Raw genomic sequence first — 20,426 nt, forward strand, 5'->3', positions numbered from 1 at the left:
GCGTTCATCTGCAACGCCTTCCGATGGTTCCGGGGCACGGCGGATTTTCCATCAGATCAGCAGAATTGCTGGACGCCCGCATAGGCGGCAGGCATCGGATCGGGCTCGCTCGGAATTCCGCGCCAGCGTGTCCTCGGCGGCAGAACCTCGCCCTTCATCAGCACCGAGAGAGGTGCCAAAGTCGAGCCGGCCTGCATTTCCGTGCCATAGAGCACGACGGCCATATTGCCGATCGAGCAGCCAGGTCCGATTTTCAATCGATCGGCCTTCATGACGCGGTCTTCAAACAGATGCGTCTGGACGGTGCATCCCATGTTGAGCGCGGCATAGTCGCCGATTTCGACGAGGTCGAATTCTGAAAAGAGTGTCGTTTCGAGAAAGACCCAACGCCCGATCCGGCATCCCATTTTACGAAGATAGACGGAGATGTACGGCGTGCCCATGAGAGGCGCCAATGCCGTCGCCGCGGCCGTCTCATAGATTCCGTTGACGACCTCATTGAGCCACACGAAGCTGCTCCACAGAGGCTTTACCGTCGGCTCAAAGCGGCCGATCAGAAGCGTCTTGATGCGGGCGACCCAGGTGATCGTCGTCAACGACAAATAGAGCCCAGCGAGCGGTGCCGCCAAAAGCACGCTCCAAAACGGGACGATCTGATCCAGGACGAGCACGACGACGCTGAAGCTCAGAAGCTCCGTGGCCACGAACAGGCTCGGGAGCAGGATCCGCATCGAGTCGAGGAGGGTCCGGTAGCACCGCGACGACAGATTCGGGCGATAAGTTTCCGATTCCAGGAAGCAGCTGGGATCCTTCGCTTTCGGCACTTCGAAGCTCGGCGAGCCGAGCCAACGGGTGCCGCTCGGCGTTTCGGGATAAGCCGCCGGCGTCTTGGACATGACGCCGATCAGGCTGTCGCTGCCGACATTGGCGCCGCCCGGCACGAGAGCGCTGTTTCCGATAAAGGTGCGGCGGCCGATCTTATTTTTGCGAAGCTCGACGGTGCCGCGATAAATTCGATCGCCGCCGATAATGCAGGCATCGGCGAGGAAGCATCCATCATCGATTTCGAGCAGATCCGGGATGACATTGGTGATCGTGGAAATTTCCACGTCTTTGCCGATTTTCGCTCCCATGAACCGCAGAAACTGGGGGAGAAAGACGGTCGCGTAAAGCGGCAGCAGAAGCTGCCGCGTATTCCGCATCAAATAGTTCAAAAACCAATATTGTAGATAGCGACCGCTGGCGAGCGGGAAGATCCCCGGTTTGATGCGGCCGATGATCAGCCGTTTCACCACGATCGTCAGGACCGCATACCAGATCGTCGCCAAAGGCGCCGCGATGAAGACGGCCAAAATCGCGGCGGCCGGCCCCCATCGTTCGAGCGCATACCAGACCAAGACGAGGCTTGGCAGAATGGACGCGATGAGGAAATAGCCCATCGCATAGATGAGGCCGAGATGAATCAGGCCGAAGAGGATTGGCCGGCGTCTTGCGGGGAGCGTGTCCGGGCGGGAGACGACCGCAGGGGCGAGCGGCGAACCGGCACCTTCTTCATCCTGCTGCAGGACCGCGCCGTCCGGCAATTGCGAATTGTCATCGATGCATGATCGATCGTGCATCACGACATTGAGGCCGATTGCGGTGTGCATGCCGATGAAGCATTCGGCCCCGATATCGACCGTGCCGAGCATCAGCCAGCCGTTTTCGACGCGATAGCCGAGCAATTGCGCGTCGGAGCCGATGCTGGACTCGGTTCCGATCGATACGAGATCGAAAGCGCTGCACAAAGAGGTGCCGATCGCGCAATTCTTTCCGATGCGTGCGCCCATGGCCCGATAATAGAGGCTCATCAGCGGCGTACCGACGAACATCTCGGGCCAGCCAAGCGTCTGGAAGCGGTTCGCAAGCCACCAACGGAAGTAATAGAAGCCCCAAACGGGGTAGCGCCCGGCGCGATATCGCCCGACGGCAAGCCATTTGACGGCGATGCTGATGAAGAGCCACGTCGGCCACGTCGCAAAGCCGACGATGGTTGCGATGCCGCTTGCGGTGGCAAAGTCCATCTGCCCGGTGTAGACGCGCTCGCAAATGATAATGGAAAACACCAATGGGGCGGAGAACACGGAATAATAGAGCGTCAGCGCCAGGGTTTGCAGGAAGACGCAAAGCCAGCGTGTCGCGACGTTGACGTGGATCGGCTGTTCGCCGAGTTTATCTGTCGCTGGCGCCGCTTCTTTCTCGTCCGAGGCGGCCGGTGGCATTGTCGCGGCCAGGCGTCGCGCGATATCCCTGACGGTACGGCATTCGTAAATGTCTTTGACGGAAATGTTGAGCGTGCGGAGTTGCGCGCGCAGCTCCGTCACGACATGCGCCGCCAGGAGCGAATTTCCTCTGAGGTCGCGAAAGAAATCGTCTTCGACGGAGACCGGTCCGGTATTCAGTTGCGCTTGCCATGTCGCGGCGATCTTTGCTTCAAGGTCGTTATCCGGAGCGATATGCGGACGCTCCTGGATCACGAAAGCGCTTTTAGGCGCCGGCAAAGCCTTGCGGTCGACTTTTCCGCTCGTCGCCCTCGGAAGCGAATCCATGACCTCCAGATATTTTGGCAGCATGTAGTCGGGGAGGCGATTGGACAGCGATTGGGCGAGGCTGCGTTTCTGAATCGCGCCGAAGTTTCCAGCGGGAACGATGTAGGCGGCGATTTCCTTGAAGTCGCCCCGCTCGTGGACGAGGACGGCGGCCGCGCGAACGGAAGGATGTTCCAAAAGGATCGATTCGATTTCCGACAGCTCGATCCGATAGCCGCGAATTTTGACCTGATCGTCGTTGCGTCCGATAAATTCGATCGTCCCGTCCGGCCTCGCTCTGACCAAATCGCGCGTCCGGTAGAGCCGCGGGGCTTTCGCCGCGGTCGCGGGAAACGGGTTCGGGACGAATTGCCGATCCGTCATTTCCGAAAGATTCATATAGCCGCGCGCGACGCTTTTTCCGCCGATGTAAAGTTCGCCGACCTCTCCGGCTTTCACCTCTTCCAAATTCTCGCCGACGATGTGGCAGACGTAGCCGGGCAGGGGGCGCCCGATCGTCACGATATTGGGCGCGACGCAATCGAAAAGGGTGGCGACGACGGCGGTCTCCGTCGGCCCGTAAGTATTCAGCATCCGGCGCTTGGGCGTCGCCCATTTCGCGACCAGCGGCGTGGGACAGGCCTCGCCGCCCACGACGAGAAGCCGCACGCTCGGCAGATCGTCAGCGATCAGCGAAAGAAACGTTGGAACGGTCGAGAAATAAGTTATGGCTTTCGTATTGATGAAGTTCGCGGCCTGTTCGGGCGATCGTGCAATATCCTCCGAGGGGACAACGAGGGTGCCGCCGAGCGAGAACGCTGCCCAGATTTCCTCGACTGAAGCATCGAAGGCGACGGAAAATCCCTGATAGACGCGATCATCCCGGTTGAGGCCGTAGCTGCCTTCGAGGGCGTCAATGAAATTGACGACGTTTCGATGCTCAAGCACGACGCCCTTGGGGCGTCCCGTCGTGCCCGACGTATAAATCACGTAGCAAATGTCGCCGGCAACCGCCGTCGGGGCTGGCCGCGAGCCGGGGAAGCAATCGATATCTTGCCATTGCCGGTCGAGGGCGATGAAGGGGCAGCAGCTTATATAAGGGTGAATAGCCTCGTAGAGAGGTTCGTTCGTCAGTACCGCGGAGAGCTTCGCGTCGCCGACAATCTGCGAGATGCGCTCGATCGGCATCTGCGGATCAATCGGGACATAACCTGCACCCGACTTCAGCACACCGAGAATGGCGGCAAACAAGTCAGGCGATTTCGTCAGATAAACCCCGACCAAATCTTGCGGTCCGATGTGCTGGGATTGCAGAAAATGCGCAATCTTATTTGCACTCCGTTCGAGCTGCGCATAGGTCAGGATCGCGTCTTGGCATTCAAGCGCTGGATGATGCGGCCGCAGATCGGCCTGGCGCTCGAAATATTCGTGGATCAGCTTCGCGCCGCGGACTGCGGCGTCTTCGCGTGGGACCGCGATATCGTCTAATGTGAGGCTCATTCTTCGACAGCTCCCACGTTTTGCGCGACGGCGCCGCAACGGGCAGATGTTTCAGAGACGGCGGATGCACGAGCCGGGCGTTCGCTCGTCTCTTCAATCAGATTTAGAAATTGTATTTCGCCGGTGGATGCGGCGGCCTGGGCGACGGCGAGTGTCGTAAGATAGAGATTGTCGTCGCCCTCGATATAGAGCGATTCGAAATGCGTCGGTGAGGTCGGGAAGTTTTGCTCGGAGACGAGCTCCGGCTCGGGGAACAGACGAAAGTCCATGGCCTGGAATTCGCTCGCGAAGCCCGCGCCGAGGAGTTTTGAAAAGGCTTCCTTCAGGGTCCAGATTCGAATTGCGCCCCTGAGACTATGCGGAGCGTGCAAGCGCGACAGGCGACGCTGTTCGTCGTGAGTAAGGAAGGCATCCTTGACCGCCGCGCTCATCGGCGAATCGACGCTTTCGATGTCGAGCCCGACCTCGAACACGTGCGATACCGCGACGCCGACCAGAGCATCGCAATGAGATAGGCTAAAGTTGATTTGCGGAAGTCCCGCCGCCAGCTGCAGCTTCCCGGTCTCGAGCCGCGCAAAGCGCCAGTATGCCGCCGCAAGGCGCTGATTCGAGACATGCGACAAAGCGAGGCGAAGCAGGATACGTCCGGCAACCGCGGCCTCAAGCGACGCGATGTTCGCGATCTTACCCAGTTCCGTCCGGTCGTCGTCGTCCAGGACCTGCAGGCAGGAACGCGCTTTCAGCAGAGATTTCGGCCGCGCAGTCCATATCTCGATAAGACCGCGGCCGGCAGCGGGCCGAGGCAACGCGGCGTCCGTCGTGCGCGCAGCGAATTCCTTGCGCCAGCCTGACGCGAATCGCGGCCGTGTCGGAGACCGGCGTTCGATCCGGCCCGGCGGATAGCGCGGGGTTGATCCTGACGCGGGTAAATGCAGTTGAGCGCAACGCATGGTGGCGCCTTAGCATGTCAAGAAATAATTTGAACTTAAATCGATTGATTATGGTAAAATTTAAAGTTTAACCGCTGCGTGGATTGTTCCAGAAGTACGGGCATAAGCATAGATACGATGTCGTTGTTAACAAATTCTGGTTAAACTTAATGGTGTATTGTTAAGGTTTATTTGCGTAGCGGATTGATACGTGGCAACGACCGGATCAATAGAAGTTTAGTCTTTAATTTTGAAATTGCGTTTCCTCTCGGCCGGAACTAGGAGGCAGGCGTGTCCACAAAATTTTTGGTTGTCGCCATTGTTGCGCTGAGTGCCTTTTCCACACAAACGGCGGTCGCTCAGAAGACGGATTTGGCTGCAATAAAATGCAGTGACTTTCTCAAAATGAATGAGTCTAACGCAGTCAATGTCGTGACTTGGCTGCAGGGCTATTACACTTATGAAGATGATCCGACGGTCGTCGATAGTGATAAGGCAAAATCAAAAGAGGCGCAGATTAAGGAATATTGCGCCGATCACGGCGATACCGATCTCGTCAGCGCGTCGGCCATATTCATGGACAAAAAATACAACGCCGTGGCGACGACTTCCCTCGCCAATCCGCGTCAATAATCGGGCGGTCGGCTGCCAGAATTTCTTTTAATTAAAATGACACGAGCTGTGCCATTTTAACACTAGCCGGCTGTAAGTGGTCGTGGGACCGTGATGTCAGGGGGACGTCATGGCACGATTCGCGACAGCTTCATTCGCAGTCGCATTGGGAATCGCCGGAACATTTTCGGCGGCCCGGGCTGCTGACTTGCCGGTTTATAAAAACCCGCCGCCTCTGCCGCTGATCGATCCCTGGACCGGTTTTTATTTCGGTGCCCATGGCGGCTATGGCTGGGGACAGAAAACATTCCTCGACAATTTTCCGACACCGGATTTCGCGCTCGATGCGCAGCCGTCGGTCGGCGGCGGGCTTGGCGGTCTTCAGGCTGGATATAATTACCAGTTCAATTGGCTTCTGGTCGGCGTCGAAGGCGATTTCAGCTGGTCCGGTGTCAAGAATTCCTCGTTTTCGTGCTTCTCATTCGGCAACCAGGATTGCACCGCTCATCCGGAATGGTTTGCGACGGCGACCGGCCATCTCGGCGCGGTATTCGGGCCGTTCTCCGTCTACGGCAAGGGCGGCGCGGCCTGGGTCCAAGATACCTATACGGATGTCGCGACTTGCCGCGGTTCGCAGCGGCGGAGCAGCGGCGGCGTTCCGGCGGCCTGCGGCGATCCCTTCAGCGCCAACGACACGCGCGTCGGATGGACCGCGGGCGTCGGCATCGAATATCAGTTCGCCCACAACTGGTCGGTCTGGGGCGAATACGACTACATGAATTTTGGCGCCCGCTCTGTTCCGTTTACCGATGGCGCGAATGGATTTTTCACGGAAGAAATCCATCAAACCATGAACGTCGTCAAAGTCGGCGTCAATTATCGCTTCAATGGCTTCGATACGTCGCCGACGGGGATGCTCGCCGACGCCGCGGCGGCGCCGGACGTGAACTCGACGGACGAGGGGCCGACGCATGTCATCGCTTTCACGGGTCTCGATGTCGGCAAATTGAGTTTTGACGCTTACGCCGGCGGAATGGTCGCGCCGTTCAAAGACCTCGATACATCCGGGTTCCGCCTTTACATTTTGGGCGACGGCGGCTGGTACAAATATTTCGACAGCGCCGGCAATGGCATCAAGGGCGTATCGCTGTCCGGCGATTTCCTCGGCGGCTATGCCTTCGAAGGGGACAATTATTCGCTGAATTTCTTCGGCGGTTTCAATGCGGAAAACGATACGCTGTCCCAGCCCGACCCGACGAACAAGGTTGTCGGAACGGAATTCGGCGTGAAAGTCCGCACGGACGACTGGTACAATCCGACAGAGAGAACCGAACTTCACGCGGAAGCCGAATTCTCAAGCGCTTTTCTCACTTATTATGGCACTGGCTCGTTCGGTTATGATTTCCTGAACGATTCCATTTTCGTCGGTCCGATGATCGGCACGCTGGGCGACGAACGCTATACCCAATTGCGCGCCGGCATCAGCATCATCGGGATAAAAATCAAGAATGTGCAGGTCGATCTTTCCGGCGGCTATGCCAACGACAGCGTCGTCGGACCCGGCGGCTTCGGCAAGGTCGAGGTCAGCACGGCCTTCTAGCGATTTTGCCCGTACTCGCTTGACTTTCAGGCGCGACGGCGCCGGGCGGTTCAGCGCGAAATGCCAGAATGGTCAAGCTTCTGCTGATCGGCATCCGCCTCTTCTGCGCCGTTAGAGACAGACCTCGGGATTCGCGGTATTTCTCGGCTGTGCGAAGCGTAAGCGAGGGAGCAAGCCATGCCGAACGTTTATATCGAGCCGCGTCCGAAGGGTCATAAGGAAGGAAGTCCCATCGAGGATTACGTGGTCGAAGATCATGCCGGCCATGTTCTGCACACCACCAAAACGCAGCATGAGGCGATAGAATGGGCGAAGAAGGAAGGGCATCACCCTCTCGTCGCCCGCGTCCGCCACGAGAACGATAAGAAAGTGCCGGGCCACTGGCGCTCGGCCTAAAACGGCTCACTACAGTCGAGGCGGCGGGCAGGCCGGCAAGGCAGAGTCCGCTGCCCGCTTGCACGGTAAACCGTATCCATTCTTATGATCTCAATGCTTGGTAGGGCGTGAAACGAGCACGCCGAAGAAGCCCAAGTCTGCCGGGCGCCTTGGCTTCGCCGGCGCAAAGCGGCGGAAAATCCGTTCAAATAAGTCTCGTAGAAAATGCGGCATGGTCGCCTCCATGAAAATAGGCGAATCTTGGTTCGGTATATGCACAACTGGAACCTTGCGTTAAGCAAAAATATGGCCGGCCCATTTCTCTTCATCAGCTGCGCGACGCAGCGGCGCGGGATTTTGAAGTCTCGATGTCCGACCAAACGCTTCACCTTTTGCCGCATGCCCCGCCGATTTGGCCGCGCGGCGGCGCGGCGCAGGTCTCTGCACCGACTGCTCGGAAATTGGGCGAATTGCACCGGCGGTGGCAGCGCTTATGTTCGCGCTTCTCAGCCCAACTGCAGGCGCGCTTTTCGCGATGTGCGGGAGATCTGCCCTCGGGCATCTGGGACGGCCTGAAGCGCTTGGCTCTCGAAGCGCTTGGCACCTGATTTGCTTTTAATGCGTTGAACGTGTGCCTGGCTCAAAGCCGGGCTATTGCAAATTCCGTCGAAATCTTCTTTTCTCGGGAATAAAATTCCAATTCCGGGATTGGAGCCATGTCGAAAACGACAGGTCTAGAGAACGATGCCGAGATGGACGGGCCGCCGCTCATTCGTTTGAATGATCGTGCCTGGTTCAACAGGCTTGGGCAGGTCGCCAGGGCGATCGGCTCGCGCCAATTCCATCATGAATTGGTCGACCTTTTCGGCGCGAGCATCAGACACGAATCCTGTTGGATCATCCGTTTTTCACGCTCCGCGCTGCCGGAAGTCTTATTCACTTACAACGTGCCCGATGACGTCGTCGGCACTTACAGTAGCCATTATTCGGGCATCGATCCCTTCTCGGATTTTTGGCAAAACAACGGGCGCTCCGGCGTCATCATGCTTGCGGAAGCGAAAGCGCGGTCGCAACGGACCGAGGCCTACAGCCGGGTTTTTCTGCCGCGCGCGCATATTTCCGACGAGATGAGCATATTCCTGCCGACGGCGGGACAGGATTGCTACGGTCTGTTTCTCGAGCGAGAGCAGGGCCAATTCTCCCGCGCCGACGTCGAGCGCGCGCGGCGCGTCTTCCCGGCGCTCGAAGGCTGTCATCGCGCCCATATCGGCTGGTTATTCGCCAATGTGCACAAGATCGGTGAATTGGAATTCCACGGCTTGGCCGACAAACCCATCCTGATCCAAGACCGATTCGGCGGCGAAGTTTATTCCAATGACGCTTGGAACGACGCCGCCGCGGCCGATCGGGCAATCAATCTCCAACTCAGCGAATTGCCGGCATGCGGCGCGCATACGGTCGCCTTGGATGGCTGGATTTTGAAGCATGAAACTTTGCAGGCCGATTTTCCGCTGGCGCCGCGCGGCCGGATGTTCGTGCTTGAGCCGCACAATTCGCCCTCCGGCTTGGTTGAGCGCACGATTTTCGATGGACTGGCGCCGGCCGAACTGACGCCGCGCGAGCGGGATATTTTCTCGCTGATCATGAGCGGCTGTACGACAGGGCAAATTGCGCAGACGCTGAAAATCAGCAAGGGCGTCATCAAGAATTACAAGCTGCGGATTTATCGCAAAGTTTGCGTTGATTCCGAGCGCGCCCTCGTCAGAAAATTCATGCCGGCACTGCGCGGCGCCGCATTGGCGGGAGCGGAGTGAAGGCAGGCGCAAGCGTGCTGAACCCGCCTTTGCGTCCTGAGGAGACCGGGCTGCGTTCGCTCGGCGCTGCGGGCCGCGCCTTTCTGCGCCTTCTTGGGCGCGTCTTCGCCGCCCACCGTCCTGTTGAAGTCCCCCCGAACATCCCTCGCGCCGGAAGCCATTTGGGCAAGGGACAATAATCTTCCTGCTGAGAAATGCCTGTCCATGATGCCCGTTGGCATCATGGACTTGCGTTTGCCGGCTGCTTTAATTCGCGCCGGATGAGCGAAATCCATGCATCCGCATTTGTCGCGGGTCGCTCATTCGGGGGGACGGGCTGAATAATTTCAGCCGAAGAGGGACGAAATGCCTGTTTCGACGATTCCAAGCCGGCCTCGATACAAACCGTTCGAACTTGTTCCTACTGCGCGCAGTCATCTCGTCATCGCCGAGCATGTACAAGACTTGCCGAGTCCTGCGGCCTCAGCGGCGCAGGGTAAACCGATCGAATTCTGGGCGATTGTCCCCGATAGCCGCTCGCTCGGAGCGGGGCCTGAAGGGAACGGCATCGAAACCCATCGTTTTCGCTCGGCGTCGCATCTTCTTGATCAACTCGATCATAGGCTTGGGCGTGAGCATGTCGGGCTGCATCTTTACGTCCTGGGAAGAGAACCCTTCATTTGGGATGTTATCCGCCTCGCCCACAGCCACGGGATGGACCGCGACGAATGTCATCCGACACACAAAGGGTCGGAGCAGCGGCGTGTCTATTGCGTTCACTGTCGGAGCTTCACCGAAAACGTAAAAACGAACATCGTCGCCTGCAGCGGCTGCGGCGCGCAATTGCAGGTCCGCGATCACTTCTCGCAGCGTCTCGCCGCTTTCATGGGCTTTCAGGTCGACGCCGAAGTCCCCGGCGAGCTTCCCCCGATCGAAGAGGCATATCCATGAGTGGCCTGGCTGGGCTGACCTTGCGCGTGCGCGAAACAGAGATGGTTTCGCCAATTCTGAAACGCTTTGTCTTCGAATCGGCTAACAACGCGCCTTTGCCGTCAACAGGCGCCGGCGCCCATCTGCGGCTGATGCTGAAAGACCGGGAGCGAAAGTTCCGCAATGCCTATTCGATTGCCGCGTCGGCCTCGGATAACAGCACTTATGAGATTATCGTGCGCCGCGTACAAAATTCGCGCGGCGGCTCTGTCTTTCTACACGACCATGTCAATGCCGGAATGATTTTGGAAGCGGATTTTCCGGGCAACCTGTTTCCGCTTTCGCAAGTCGCTCGCAAGCACCTGCTATTCAGCGGCGGCATCGGCATTACGCCTTTTCTTGGTTATCTCGCTCATCTGAAAAGGACGCCCGCGGCTTTCGAGTTGCACCATTTCTGCCGCGCCGAAGAAGTGCAGACGTTCAAACGCTTGCTGCCTGCATCCGACGGCGGAAAAATTCATCTCCATCCCGAGCTTATCACCCAGTTTCAGCTCATCGAGGCGCTGCAGACACAACCCTTGGGCACGCATCTTTATGTTTGCGGCCCCGAAATCTTTATGGATATGGTGCTGGCAGCGGCACGGTCGCAGGGCTGGCCTTCCTCGAAGCTTCACTCCGAATCCTTCGGCGGCGCGCATGCCGGCGGTGCTCCCTTTGTCGCGGTCCTCAAACGCAGCGGGATCGAGATTCACGTTCCGGAAGACCAGACTTTGCTTGAGGCGATCGAGGCCGCGGGCATCGAGCCGCCTAGCCTCTGTCGGGGCGGGGCTTGCGGGCAATGCATGACCGAAGTTCTCGAAGGAACACCCGAGCATCGGGACCACTACCTGAGCCCCGAGGAACACGCCGCGGGCCGTGCGATGATGATTTGCGTTTCGCGCGCAAAAGGGGACCGCATCGTCCTCGATCTTTGAACCGCATCGCCGCGCCGCGACGAACAAACTTAGAATGAGCGAGGAATCCCATGGGCATAGCTTTCAAGCCCGCCGAAACGTTCCGTGACGACTTCACCTATCGCAACAGCGATGCGGGCATTTTGCGCTTCCCGTTTCCCTTCGGCGAAGACGCTTACATGTATTCGGTCAATATCGAACCGCATGTGCCCGCTGGGCCATCGCCCGCCTACGAGCATACGTTCGACGTCGACGAACATTACGTTGCCGAGTGCCGCGAACGCGCCCGCGTTCTCGAGCTCGAGCCCGGCCGCTGCAAAGTGCTGCCGCATATGATGGCGGCGCAATGGGACACGCTCGAACTCATCATGGAGAGCTTTGCGCGCGATTACCCGGAATATTTTTCGCTCTCCAAAGACGGCACGACTTGGACGTGGCAAAACCTGCCGCTCGGCATCAAGGATCAATTCACGTTCGGCGATGCCTCGACGCTGCCTTATGAGCCTTTCGAATATATCACCCGCCAAGCGCAGGGCGATTTCACGCTCCAAGATCAGCGCAACGACAATCTCTTCGTCGACGGCGGCATGGTCACGACGCAGGCGGACTGGTCGCTCGAATTCGATATCGGCATGAGCTTCCACGAGTGGCATGCGCCGGTCCCATTGGCGCATCAGATTGGGGTTTTCGACCGGGCGCTGAAGTTTCTCCTGCGTCTGCAACAGGCGCAGCCGGTGCGCCGGCTCAATTGGACGATGACGATCAATCCGCGACTGGATACGAGCCCCGAGAATTATCCTGTCTGGGGTCCTGATCGCACGACGGTTACGTCGGAGAACGTCGCACAGAAAGTTCATTTGCGCGTCGAATTGCAGACTTTGTTTCGCTTGCCGCGCTCGAACGCGATCCTGTTCGGAATCCGTTGCTATCTGGCGAGCGTAGGGGAGCTCGCCCGGGTCGAAAAATGGCGCAAGCGGCTGCACCGCGTCCTGCGCGATCTGCCGCCGGAGCTCGAAGGCTACAAGGGGCTCGGCCGTTATCGCCAAATGGTGATCGATCATCTCGCGCCGTTCGACGACGGCGCTGTGCTCACCAAGGGATGCGAGCCGGACCAAACGGTGCTTGCTTCCTGATTGCCGCCTTGGCCGGCCGTCGCGCGCCGGCCAAGGTCTCAGCCTGGGTCAATCGGCTAAAGGCAGGCCATTCGTCGCCAATATGGCGCGTAGGTCGCGGATCGGCGGGAAGACTTCCTGGTTCCAATCGCTGCCTTGATCGTCATGGGCTTTCTGCTCCATCTCGACGATGGCGCGGTCCTCGGCGAAAACGCGGTTGGTAAAATAGGCAAGCACCGGCCAGGCGAGATCGAGCAGCGGGGCCATTCTGGGTCGGCGAACCGAAAGAACAATGAAGGTTCGATTGAGGCGCTGCGCGCGATCGACGGGCGTATAGCCGAGCCAAACGTCAAGGACCGGCGCGCCGTCAGATATCCAAAACTTCAGAGTCTGATGCGGATAGTCGGTGCGGATCGTCATGCGATCGCGCGAGACCTGGGACTGTCCGCGCAAGGCGCCGACGATGACCGCTTCACCGAAAGGCGGCTTTTGATCCGGCCGCATGAAGCTATAATCGACCTCGATCCAATCGTCGCCTGAGCGCCGGCCGAGATAGCGCGGGAAAACCTTTCCGGTCGTGGCGCGGTGCAGAAACTGATGGTTCATGTCCATCAAATTCTCATGCATGAAGGAGTAATGACAGGCGACCGTTTCGCCGAAGCAACGCGTCTTATAAGATCGGTCGGCGAACGCGCCGACAGCGTCGGGCGGTGAGTCGGGCGCGTTGTCGCCGGGCCAGACAAAGACCAGCCCGTCCACTTCGTGGCAAGGATAGGCCTTGACCCCGTTCGGCAATTTATCTTTCCCGAGATAAGGGACATCGACGCAGCGCCCGGATGCGTCGTAACTCCAGCCGTGATAGCAGCAACGCACGACGCAGCCGTCGATGAGTCCGCGTGACAAAGGCACCTGTCGATGCGCGCAACGATCTTCAAGCGCGAAAATGCCCCCGGCTTTGGGGCGAATGAGGACGAGCGGCTCGCCGGCAAAACTTGTGGAGAAAGGCTTCCCAGCTTTAACGTCGCGGGACCAGGCGACAGGATACCAATGGTCGGGATGCGCGCCAATTTTGCGAAGATCGAAATCGGCAACAGCTAAGGCCGTGTCCGTATGTTCAAGCATTCAGGCTTTTCCCCGTCGGGCGCGATTCGCAAAGCTCGGCAGATTGCCGCGGACGCCGAAAGGAGACACGTGCCGCATCACCCTCGGCGCGAACGATAGGCCGCTCGATCTAACGCCGCAAGGCGACCGGACCGTGGCATTCCGTCCGCTTGCGCGCTGGTGAAACAGGGCCTTGGCCGTTGACGCAATAAGCGCGAGGATCCGCCCTCGCGATGCAATTGCTCATGTCATCGATCAAAAATCCAAAAAGTCTGATCTGATCTTCGCGTTGGTTTTCAGCTCTTTATCGGCGCATCGGCTCCTGCAGACCAGCAAGACAATGTCTGCACAAAAGAGGGCCGAGGATATGACCACAAAAGAGGGCCGAGGATATGACAAAGCCATGCGCAATCCGCTTCAAGTTTGCAAACGGTTTGGCCAGCGTCGCCATTTCGCCTGCTTTCGCCGGCGAGCGCCACCGCCGCGACAGTTCGGATCGCTCGCAGCGCAACGATGGTCTCGTTGAACAGAGCCCATCCACCACGGCAGCGGGCAGTCGCGGCGATCGCGATCCATTCCCGGTCTATGGCGTCAATCAGTATTCGCCGGTGATCGACAAGTGATGCGGGAAGCTCTGCAGTGGGGATCAAAATGGCTCATTTTGCGCTCCTGCCAAGGGCGCTTTTTTCGGCGCGGCCTATGCCGCGAACGCCGCGGCTAGGCCGGGCGCCGTTTGCCAACAATGGAGTCAATCAGCGCGCGCGCCGCATGTCCGGGTTCACGCTCGATCTGCTGAATAAGGTTGAAGGACCGCGCTGGCAAAGCCAGCGCGGCTTTGCTCAATAGGCCGGCCTCCAGGCTAGAAACGGCGGCGGAAGCGGACAAAGCGGTGGCGCCCATGCCCGCTTCGACGGCCGCCCGCACCGCCTCGTTTGTCGGCAATTCAAGCGCGACATTCAGATCCGCCACCGGAACGCCCATCTTTGCGAGCGCATCTTCGAAGACGGATCGCGTGCCGGAGCCCGGTTCGCGCAAGACCCATTCCGCCTTGATCAGATCGTCCGCGCCGAGCGTGCGCCGAGATGCCCAGGGGTGGTCCGGCGCGACAACGACGATCAACTGGTCACGCGCGACTTCAGTGACCTTGAGCTGTGGCCTTTCGACCAGTCCCTCGACGAATCCGAGTTCGGCTGCGCCGGTGCTCACGGCTTCCGCCGCGTCGGCAGTATTGCCGACGCTCAGGCGAATCTCGATGCCTGGATAGGAGCGGCGGTATTCGACGAGATGCCGCGGTAGCCAATAACTTGCAATCGTCTGGCTGGCTTGAATAAGAAGCCGTCCGCGCTTCAACCCAGCAAGTTCCGCCAGTCTCAATTCCGCCATTTCCGCGCGGGCGAGTACCGCGCGCGCTTCGTCGAGGAAAATGTGACCCGCTTCGGTCAGTTCGATGCCGCGACCGACACGATTGAACAGCTTCGATCCATGCCGCGCTTCGAGCGCGGCGACCGCGGCGCTCGCGGCAGACTGGGTGAGATTAAGCGCTTCCGCGGCGCGCGTCACATGCTGGCGTTCGGCGACAGCGATAAAAATCCGGAGCTGCTCTAAGGTCATAAGCTGCCTTTAACGCATCTCGAATTCGAAGTCACTGACTGCCCAACGTAACGGGGAAGCGCGCCGGCGCTGCCTTATGATTCGATGATCAGCGCCTGCCCCGAGGGCGGAGTGGCTTTAGCAAAGAGCAACACAATCAAAATCGCAATTGTCATGACGGAAAGGGCGAGCCACGCATCATTGATCGCCTCTGCAAAGGCAACTTTGTTCAGCAGCGATGCCATGGCCGCCCGCTTGCCGGGATCCATAGCCGCCCCGACGACAGCGTCGGGGGTGACGCCGAGCACCGCAAACGTGTGCTTGTTGCCCGCAACGAGCCCGTCATAGAGCGCTCGCGCATATTTCGGCGCCCGGCCGAAGATAATCGAATCGATGATCCCGATGCCGACGGCACCGCCCAGATTGCGCATCAGGTTGAAAAGGCCGCTGGCATCTGGAATGCGCGCTGTCGGAAGTTTGCCGAGCGCCAGTTCCGTCGGAGGCAGGACGCAGAACATGAAGGCGCAACCGCGGACGAGCTGCCCGGCAAACATCTCGTTGAAATCGGTGCTGCGGGTTTGGCCGGCGCTCAGGGCTGCGCCGAAGCTCAGCATGAGAAAACCGATCGCGCTGAGGAGCCGCGCATCGAAGCGCCGCAACAGAGCTGCAACCACCGGCGCGCAGGCGAGCTGGGCAATGCCGGTCACAAGCATGATCTCGCCGATCTCAAGCGCATTGTGGCCACGCACATAGGCGAGAAAGACCGGCATCAGATAGATCGAGCCGTAAAGCCCTATGCCGATCACGAAGCTCAGCGCGCAGCCGATCGAGAAATTGCGGTCGCGGAAAGTCCTGATATCGACCAGCGGAGTCTTCGCTCGCAAACTGCGCCAGACAAAAAGCCCGGCAGCGATCAGGCAAACAAGGAAAAGCCCTCCGACAAGCGGCGACGCCCAGCCGCGCTTGGGCGCCTCCTTGATCGCAATTTCAAGCGCCGCCAGCGCCCCGGCGCCCAAAGCCAGCGCGATGGCATCGAGACCCTTGAGGCGGTCGAGGCACGGCGGCGTCCTCGGGAGAAAGAAAAGACCGGCAACCGCGACCAAGACGCCCGGCCCAACATTGATGAGAAACAGCCACGGCCAGGTGTAGGTCTCGGTGACCCAGCCGCCGACGAGCGGGCCGATCGTCGGCGCGAGTACCGCCAGCACGCTGGCGATCATCGTCGCCAAGGTCTGCAGCCTGAAGGGGAAGAGGAGGAAGACCGCGGCGAACACAGCCGGGATCAACGTGCCGCCGGAAAATCCCTGGCAGATGCGCCAGACGATCAGAGACGGGAAGCCGACGCTATTGGCGCAGCCGAGCGAGGCGAGGGTGAAGAACGAAACGGCTGCGACGAAGAGCCAGCGTATCCCAAGTACGCGCGTTAACAGGCCGGTCAGGGGAATCGAAATGATTTCGGAGATCAAGTAGGCGGTCTGAATCCAGCTTATCCGATCCGGCGGAATGTCCAAGGCGTGCTGAATGGTCGGAAGCGACGTGACGACGACCTGAGTGTCGAGAAGCGCCATGAACATGCCGATGCACATCATGGCAAAGCCAGTCCATGTCGCGATGTCCAGGTCGCGGTCTTCGATTGCGAATGCCATGAAAGCTCCGGCAAGGCGGGCACGGCGCATTGGGCGATTGCGGCGCGCCGTCGGCGAAGCTTAGTCAGGCCGGACCCGCCAAAAAACTGAATTATCAGTCAGACATTGTCTTGTTTGTCATTTTAACGGGTTGCGAGCAGAACGCGCGACGGTTACATCGCGGAGCTTCCGAGAATATCTGCGCGCGCTGCGCGGATATGATTTTCCGAAATGCGTGTCGCGCGGGCTGCGACGCGTAGCAGAGCAGGAAGATGCCGGATCGCCGCCATGCCGGCTTTTTGCCCGAACGGCTGCAACAGCATTTGCGAGAGCAAGGTCGCGCGTCGGACTTGATGCGTGACATCCTGCGCCAATCGCATTTGGAAGGCTTCGACATCATCGCCTTCAAGAAAATGATGCGCGGCGAGCCGTGCCGAATGGAGCGCGATCGACATGCCATCCCCCGAAAAGGACGGAATGCACGCCGCCTGGTCGCCCAGCCGCCATAATCCATCGCTGCGACGCTGCACAAAGCCATAGGGAAGCGTGCTGATTGCCAGCGGGCGCGCCCAGCAGGGTTGCGCATCGCTAAGACGCTGGCGCAGATGCGGACAAATTCTGAGGAGCCAGGCGAAGAACGCCTCCCAGCTCTGGCCATGCGTAAAGAATTCCTGTCTGCGCACGACGAGGCAAAGATTGACGCGACCGCTTTCGATCGGCTCAAGTCCGGCGTAGCCGCCGGGGAAAAGGAAGAGCTCGACGGCCGAGCGTAACGCTTGTGCTTGTGCGTCGGTAAGACGCCAATGCAGTTTGAAACCGATCAGGTCGTTTTGCGTGCCGGGACCGCGTTTCCATCCGCGCAAATCGTGTTTGCCCGTCGCCAAAAAGATATCGGAGGCGGAAATTGCGCTGCCGTCATCCAGTGCCGCGCGCCAGCTAGGCCCTTCCCGATTGATGCCGATCGCTCTGTGTCCGCGCTCGACCCGTGCGCCGCAGGCGACCGCCCGGCTCAGCAGTGCGTCGTCAAGGACTAAGCGGGAAAGGCTCAGCGCCGGAAAAGGCAGGACAACGGTCGCGCGTTTCTCCCCTGCGATGATGCAAACCTTATCGATTCGGACGGCTCCCAGGCTTTCGAGGTCGATGCCGAGATCACGCAAATAGAGCATAGCTTCGGCGCTCACGAATTCGCCGCAGACCTTATGGTGCGGCTGCGTCTCCCGTTCGACTAAGGTGACCGCCCGTCCGGCGCTGGCAAGAGTCACGGCCAGCCCCGCGCCCGCGAGGCCGCCGCCGATGACCAGAACTGGCTTTCTCACCATGATTTGATCCGCGATACGCAAAGCCGGAACGGCACATAGCTCTTGATGTCGGCGTCTGGAATCTCCGCGGTTTGGAGCAAGGCGCGCCAATCAGACGGGCTGAACGCGCGCGCGATCGAAATCGGTCCGTCGTGCTGAACGAAATGATGGAAGCCGAGTGTGCGCGAAGCATGTCTGAAAAGATGATAGGCCACAGGATGACGGTAAAGATCGTTGATGAACCAGCCGATCCTTGCGTTCGCCTCCATCCAGCGCACGAATGCGATGAGCGCGGCATCGTCCAAATGGTGCGTAAAAAGCGAACTGATGACGATGTCGATCGGCATCTCCGGCTGATAATCGAAAATATTCGCCGTGACGAAACGGATGCGCTCGCGCGAGTTCGTCATTTGCCGTGCGGTCACCGCTGACCACGGATTGAGATCGACGCCGACGAGATCCAGCTTGCACGCGTGGGCCCTGGACCAGCGATCGAGGCGCCGCAGCATATCGCCGGACCCGCTTCCGACATCGACCACGCTGACCCTTCGATCCCAAGGCAAGCCGCGGGCCGCCGTGAGCTGCTTGAAGAAGGCCAAAGTCGGCCGGTAAGCCAGGGTAAGCGCGTTGACCTTGCTCAGATCGATCAGGCAGGCGCGGAAGGTCTGGAAATCGGTGTCATCGGCGTCCATCAGCTCGGACAAAGCGTTGCGCCGAGAAAAATCGAGGACTGCCATCAGGCTGCCATCCGGAATAGCATGGTTTCGGCGGTGAGACCCGGGCCAAAGGCGAGCGCGCAACCGCTTACGCCGCGCGAGGCTTGATCGCGCATCAATCGTTGCAGTACGAACAGGATGGTTGCAGAAGACATGTTGCCATAGTCGCGCAAGATAGCGCGCGACGCATCGAGCGCCGAGCGGTCGAGCGCGAAGGCGCCTTCAACCGCATCGAGAATCGAACGTCCGCCCGGATGAACGGCCCAGACGCCGATCTCTTCGGAGGATTGCCCGGAGAGAACCCGATCCGAACTGTCGCGCAGAGCGCCGGTGATTGTCGCCGGGACCTTGCCTGACAAAACCATATCGAAGCCGGCATCGCGGATGTTCCAGGTAATCTGGTCGGATGCCCTTTGCACCAGCTCGGCGTGGAAACTGTCGAGCGCAATGCCGGCCGGCTCGGCGCTGACGAGCGCGGCCGCGCAGCCATCGCCGAAGAGCAGGAAGGTGAGCAGCCGGTCGAGATCGTCCGTCTCTTGAAAATGCAGCGTGCAGAGCTCGAGGCAGACGACGAGAACATGGGCGCTTGGCGTGGAACGGACGATGTGATGCGCGATCTTCAGCGCATTGATGGCCGCATGACACCCCATGAACCCAATGACGGTCCGTTCGACGGACGGATTAAGTCCACAGCGTTCAATGAGCTCAAGATCGATCCCCGGTGCCGAAAAGCCAGTGCAAGTCGCGACGACGAGATGGCTGATCTTGTTCCGCTGTGCGGCGTCGAGGCCGAGGCGCCCGACCGCCTTGCCGCCAAGCACGGGCGCGGCGATCTCATAGCGTGCCATGCGGTCGGCGGTCGACGGAAACTGCCCGGGCATATAAAAGCGCTCGCCGTCGAGTGTCCCCGCGCCGTCTTTCGGCGGCGCGAGACACGACCAACGGCGTTCGATCTGCGCCCGTGCCGCCATGCGCTCGAAAAGATGGCCAGTCGGACCGCTCTGCAACATCGCACGGGCAAAGCGGATGAAAGCGCCGTGAACTTCGTATTCAGGCACCGCGCTTGCGATGCGGTTGATATAGGCGGTGGTCATCGCGGTCTGACTCAATTGCAGATCCAAGCCCAGGTCCAGCCCCAGCGGGTCCAGACCTCGCGATAACAGGCGTTGTCGTAATAATAATCGTCGCCGTACCAAAAGGGGTCGCCGAAGAAGAAACCATTGCGCGCGAACCGACGGCCATGGAAGTGCCCATGGAAATGGTCGCCGCGGAATCCTGGATGGCCGCCAGCGAAATGTCCGCCGCTCCAATGTCCGAATCCCCCAGCATGGCTGAAGCCGCCGCCAAATCCGCCATGGCCGCCGAACCCGCCGCCAAATCCACCATGGCCGCCGCCGAAACCACCACCGAAGCCGCCGCCGTGCCCACCTCCGCCGCCACCGCCGCCGTGCGCCCAGGCGTTTGGCGCCGATATTGAGATTGCTGCAGCTGCGATCAATGCGATCGCCGATTTGCATGACATGGTACTCACTCCATTGCTCGGTGCGCCCCCAAGCCGCGGGTTTCGCCCTTTTTTCACTGCGCGATCGCCCGCAGCGCGAATGGATAGGGAGTAGTGCGAAATGGCAAATGACGAATGGTTCAATTTCTGACGCAGAAGTCAGTTTGCTGAGCGCCGGCGTGTGCTAACATCGGCTTCACAAGATCGCGAAGAGAAGAAAATCG

Annotated in this window: 17 protein-coding genes; 9 read left to right on the plus strand and 8 right to left on the minus strand. The window is 59.6% G+C overall.

Annotated features, from left to right (window positions below; translation table 11 throughout):
- Positions 1–56: 56 nt before the first annotated feature.
- Together Q0025_RS03060 and Q0025_RS03065 are read right to left on the minus strand one after the other, a co-directional pair.
- Positions 57–4,067 carry a Pls/PosA family non-ribosomal peptide synthetase gene (locus Q0025_RS03060; RefSeq protein ID WP_297295887.1) on the minus strand — a complete coding sequence of 1,337 codons (4,011 nt, stop codon included), beginning with the start codon at positions 4,065–4,067 and terminating at the stop codon, positions 57–59.
- Positions 4,064–4,873, minus strand: a complete 810-nt coding sequence (locus Q0025_RS03065) for a 4'-phosphopantetheinyl transferase superfamily protein (RefSeq protein ID WP_297295889.1) — start codon at positions 4,871–4,873, stop codon at positions 4,064–4,066. Before Q0025_RS03065 ends, Q0025_RS03060 begins: the two co-directional genes overlap by 4 nt.
- A gap of 414 nt (positions 4,874–5,287) precedes the next feature.
- On the opposite strand from Q0025_RS03065, the gene Q0025_RS03070 reads away from it, so the two are divergent.
- The 7 genes from Q0025_RS03070 (at position 5,288) to Q0025_RS03100 (ending at position 12,392) form a co-directional block, all read left to right on the plus strand.
- Positions 5,288–5,629 carry an HdeA/HdeB family chaperone gene (locus tag Q0025_RS03070; protein WP_297295891.1) on the plus strand — a complete coding sequence of 114 codons (342 nt, stop codon included), beginning with the start codon at positions 5,288–5,290 and terminating at the stop codon, positions 5,627–5,629.
- 187 nt (positions 5,630–5,816) lie between these two features.
- A complete protein-coding gene (gene bcsS / locus Q0025_RS03075; protein ID WP_297295893.1) occupies positions 5,817–7,208 on the plus strand; it encodes a cellulose biosynthesis protein BcsS in 1,392 nt (463 codons plus the stop codon).
- A gap of 177 nt (positions 7,209–7,385) precedes the next feature.
- Positions 7,386–7,604: a hypothetical protein gene (locus Q0025_RS03080; protein WP_297295895.1), complete on the plus strand. Its 219-nt coding sequence runs from the start codon at positions 7,386–7,388 to the stop codon at positions 7,602–7,604.
- 695 nt (positions 7,605–8,299) lie between these two features.
- Entirely contained in the window at positions 8,300–9,397 is a 1,098-nt protein-coding gene (locus Q0025_RS03085) for a helix-turn-helix transcriptional regulator (RefSeq protein ID WP_297295897.1), read from the plus strand.
- Positions 9,398–9,742: 345 nt separating this feature from the next.
- Complete coding sequence (locus Q0025_RS03090) at positions 9,743–10,327, plus strand: dimethylamine monooxygenase subunit DmmA family protein (RefSeq protein ID WP_297295899.1); 585 nt, start codon at positions 9,743–9,745, stop codon at positions 10,325–10,327.
- Between the two features lie 26 nt (positions 10,328–10,353).
- A complete protein-coding gene (locus Q0025_RS03095) occupies positions 10,354–11,280 on the plus strand; it encodes a PDR/VanB family oxidoreductase (RefSeq protein WP_297295939.1) in 927 nt (308 codons plus the stop codon).
- 50 nt (positions 11,281–11,330) lie between these two features.
- A complete protein-coding gene (locus tag Q0025_RS03100) occupies positions 11,331–12,392 on the plus strand; it encodes a DUF3445 domain-containing protein (RefSeq protein WP_297295901.1) in 1,062 nt (353 codons plus the stop codon).
- Positions 12,393–12,440: 48 nt separating this feature from the next.
- On the opposite strand, the gene Q0025_RS03105 is transcribed toward Q0025_RS03100, so the two are convergent.
- A complete protein-coding gene (locus Q0025_RS03105; protein ID WP_297295903.1) occupies positions 12,441–13,493 on the minus strand; it encodes an aromatic ring-hydroxylating dioxygenase subunit alpha in 1,053 nt (350 codons plus the stop codon).
- Positions 13,494–13,864: 371 nt separating this feature from the next.
- Here Q0025_RS03105 and Q0025_RS03110 point away from each other — a divergent pair, with 371 nt between their 5' ends.
- Complete coding sequence (locus Q0025_RS03110) at positions 13,865–14,095, plus strand: hypothetical protein (RefSeq protein ID WP_297295905.1); 231 nt, start codon at positions 13,865–13,867, stop codon at positions 14,093–14,095.
- A 94-nt stretch (positions 14,096–14,189) separates the two neighbouring features.
- Here the strand turns inward: Q0025_RS03110 and Q0025_RS03115 are convergent, their stop codons facing one another.
- The 5 genes from Q0025_RS03115 to Q0025_RS03135 all read right to left on the minus strand — a co-directional run bounded on the left by Q0025_RS03115 (position 14,190) and on the right by Q0025_RS03135 (position 19,810).
- On the minus strand, positions 14,190–15,083 hold the full coding sequence (locus Q0025_RS03115; RefSeq protein WP_297295907.1) for a LysR family transcriptional regulator: 894 nt from the start codon (positions 15,081–15,083) through the stop codon (positions 14,190–14,192).
- Positions 15,084–15,157: 74 nt separating this feature from the next.
- On the minus strand, positions 15,158–16,708 hold the full coding sequence (locus Q0025_RS03120; RefSeq protein ID WP_297295909.1) for a DHA2 family efflux MFS transporter permease subunit: 1,551 nt from the start codon (positions 16,706–16,708) through the stop codon (positions 15,158–15,160).
- Positions 16,709–16,860: 152 nt separating this feature from the next.
- The gene (locus tag Q0025_RS03125; RefSeq protein ID WP_297295910.1) at positions 16,861–18,006 is read right to left on the minus strand and encodes an FAD-dependent monooxygenase; all 1,146 of its coding nucleotides are present in this window, start codon (positions 18,004–18,006) and stop codon (positions 16,861–16,863) included.
- Positions 18,000–18,722, minus strand: a complete 723-nt coding sequence (locus Q0025_RS03130; protein WP_297295912.1) for a methyltransferase domain-containing protein — start codon at positions 18,720–18,722, stop codon at positions 18,000–18,002. The genes Q0025_RS03125 and Q0025_RS03130 overlap by 7 nt, the downstream gene beginning before the upstream one ends.
- Positions 18,722–19,810 (minus strand): type III polyketide synthase, encoded by a 1,089-nt coding sequence (locus Q0025_RS03135; RefSeq protein WP_366939385.1) that lies wholly within the window; start codon positions 19,808–19,810, stop codon positions 18,722–18,724. The genes Q0025_RS03130 and Q0025_RS03135 overlap by 1 nt, the downstream gene beginning before the upstream one ends.
- A gap of 143 nt (positions 19,811–19,953) precedes the next feature.
- Between Q0025_RS03135 and Q0025_RS14905 the strand changes: the two genes are divergently transcribed.
- Entirely contained in the window at positions 19,954–20,178 is a 225-nt protein-coding gene (locus tag Q0025_RS14905) for a hypothetical protein (protein ID WP_366939386.1), read from the plus strand.
- The last annotated feature ends 248 nt before the right edge of the window (positions 20,179–20,426 follow it).

The sequence above is a fragment of the uncultured Methylovirgula sp. genome, assembly GCF_947646745.1.
Classification (GTDB): Bacteria; Pseudomonadota; Alphaproteobacteria; order Rhizobiales; family Beijerinckiaceae; genus Methylovirgula.

Excerpts from the sequence above, each read along its gene's own strand:
- Q0025_RS03060 (WP_297295887.1), bottom strand. The coding sequence starts at position 4,067 with ATGAGCCTCACATTAGACGATATCGCGGTCCCACGCGAAGACGCCGCA.
- Q0025_RS03080 (WP_297295895.1), top strand. The coding sequence starts at position 7,386 with ATGCCGAACGTTTATATCGAGCCGCGTCCGAAGGGTCATAAGGAAGGA.
- Q0025_RS03085 (WP_297295897.1), top strand. The coding sequence starts at position 8,300 with ATGTCGAAAACGACAGGTCTAGAGAACGATGCCGAGATGGACGGGCCG.
- Q0025_RS03090 (WP_297295899.1), top strand. The coding sequence starts at position 9,743 with ATGCCTGTTTCGACGATTCCAAGCCGGCCTCGATACAAACCGTTCGAA.
- Q0025_RS03100 (WP_297295901.1), top strand. The coding sequence starts at position 11,331 with ATGGGCATAGCTTTCAAGCCCGCCGAAACGTTCCGTGACGACTTCACC.
- Q0025_RS03105 (WP_297295903.1), bottom strand. The coding sequence starts at position 13,493 with ATGCTTGAACATACGGACACGGCCTTAGCTGTTGCCGATTTCGATCTT.
- Q0025_RS03110 (WP_297295905.1), top strand. The coding sequence starts at position 13,865 with ATGACAAAGCCATGCGCAATCCGCTTCAAGTTTGCAAACGGTTTGGCC.
- Q0025_RS03115 (WP_297295907.1), bottom strand. The coding sequence starts at position 15,083 with ATGACCTTAGAGCAGCTCCGGATTTTTATCGCTGTCGCCGAACGCCAG.
- Q0025_RS03120 (WP_297295909.1), bottom strand. The coding sequence starts at position 16,708 with ATGGCATTCGCAATCGAAGACCGCGACCTGGACATCGCGACATGGACT.
- Q0025_RS03125 (WP_297295910.1), bottom strand. The coding sequence starts at position 18,006 with ATGGTGAGAAAGCCAGTTCTGGTCATCGGCGGCGGCCTCGCGGGCGCG.
- Q0025_RS03130 (WP_297295912.1), bottom strand. The coding sequence starts at position 18,722 with ATGGCAGTCCTCGATTTTTCTCGGCGCAACGCTTTGTCCGAGCTGATG.
- Q0025_RS14905 (WP_366939386.1), top strand. The coding sequence starts at position 19,954 with ATGGAAATGGTCGCCGCGGAATCCTGGATGGCCGCCAGCGAAATGTCC.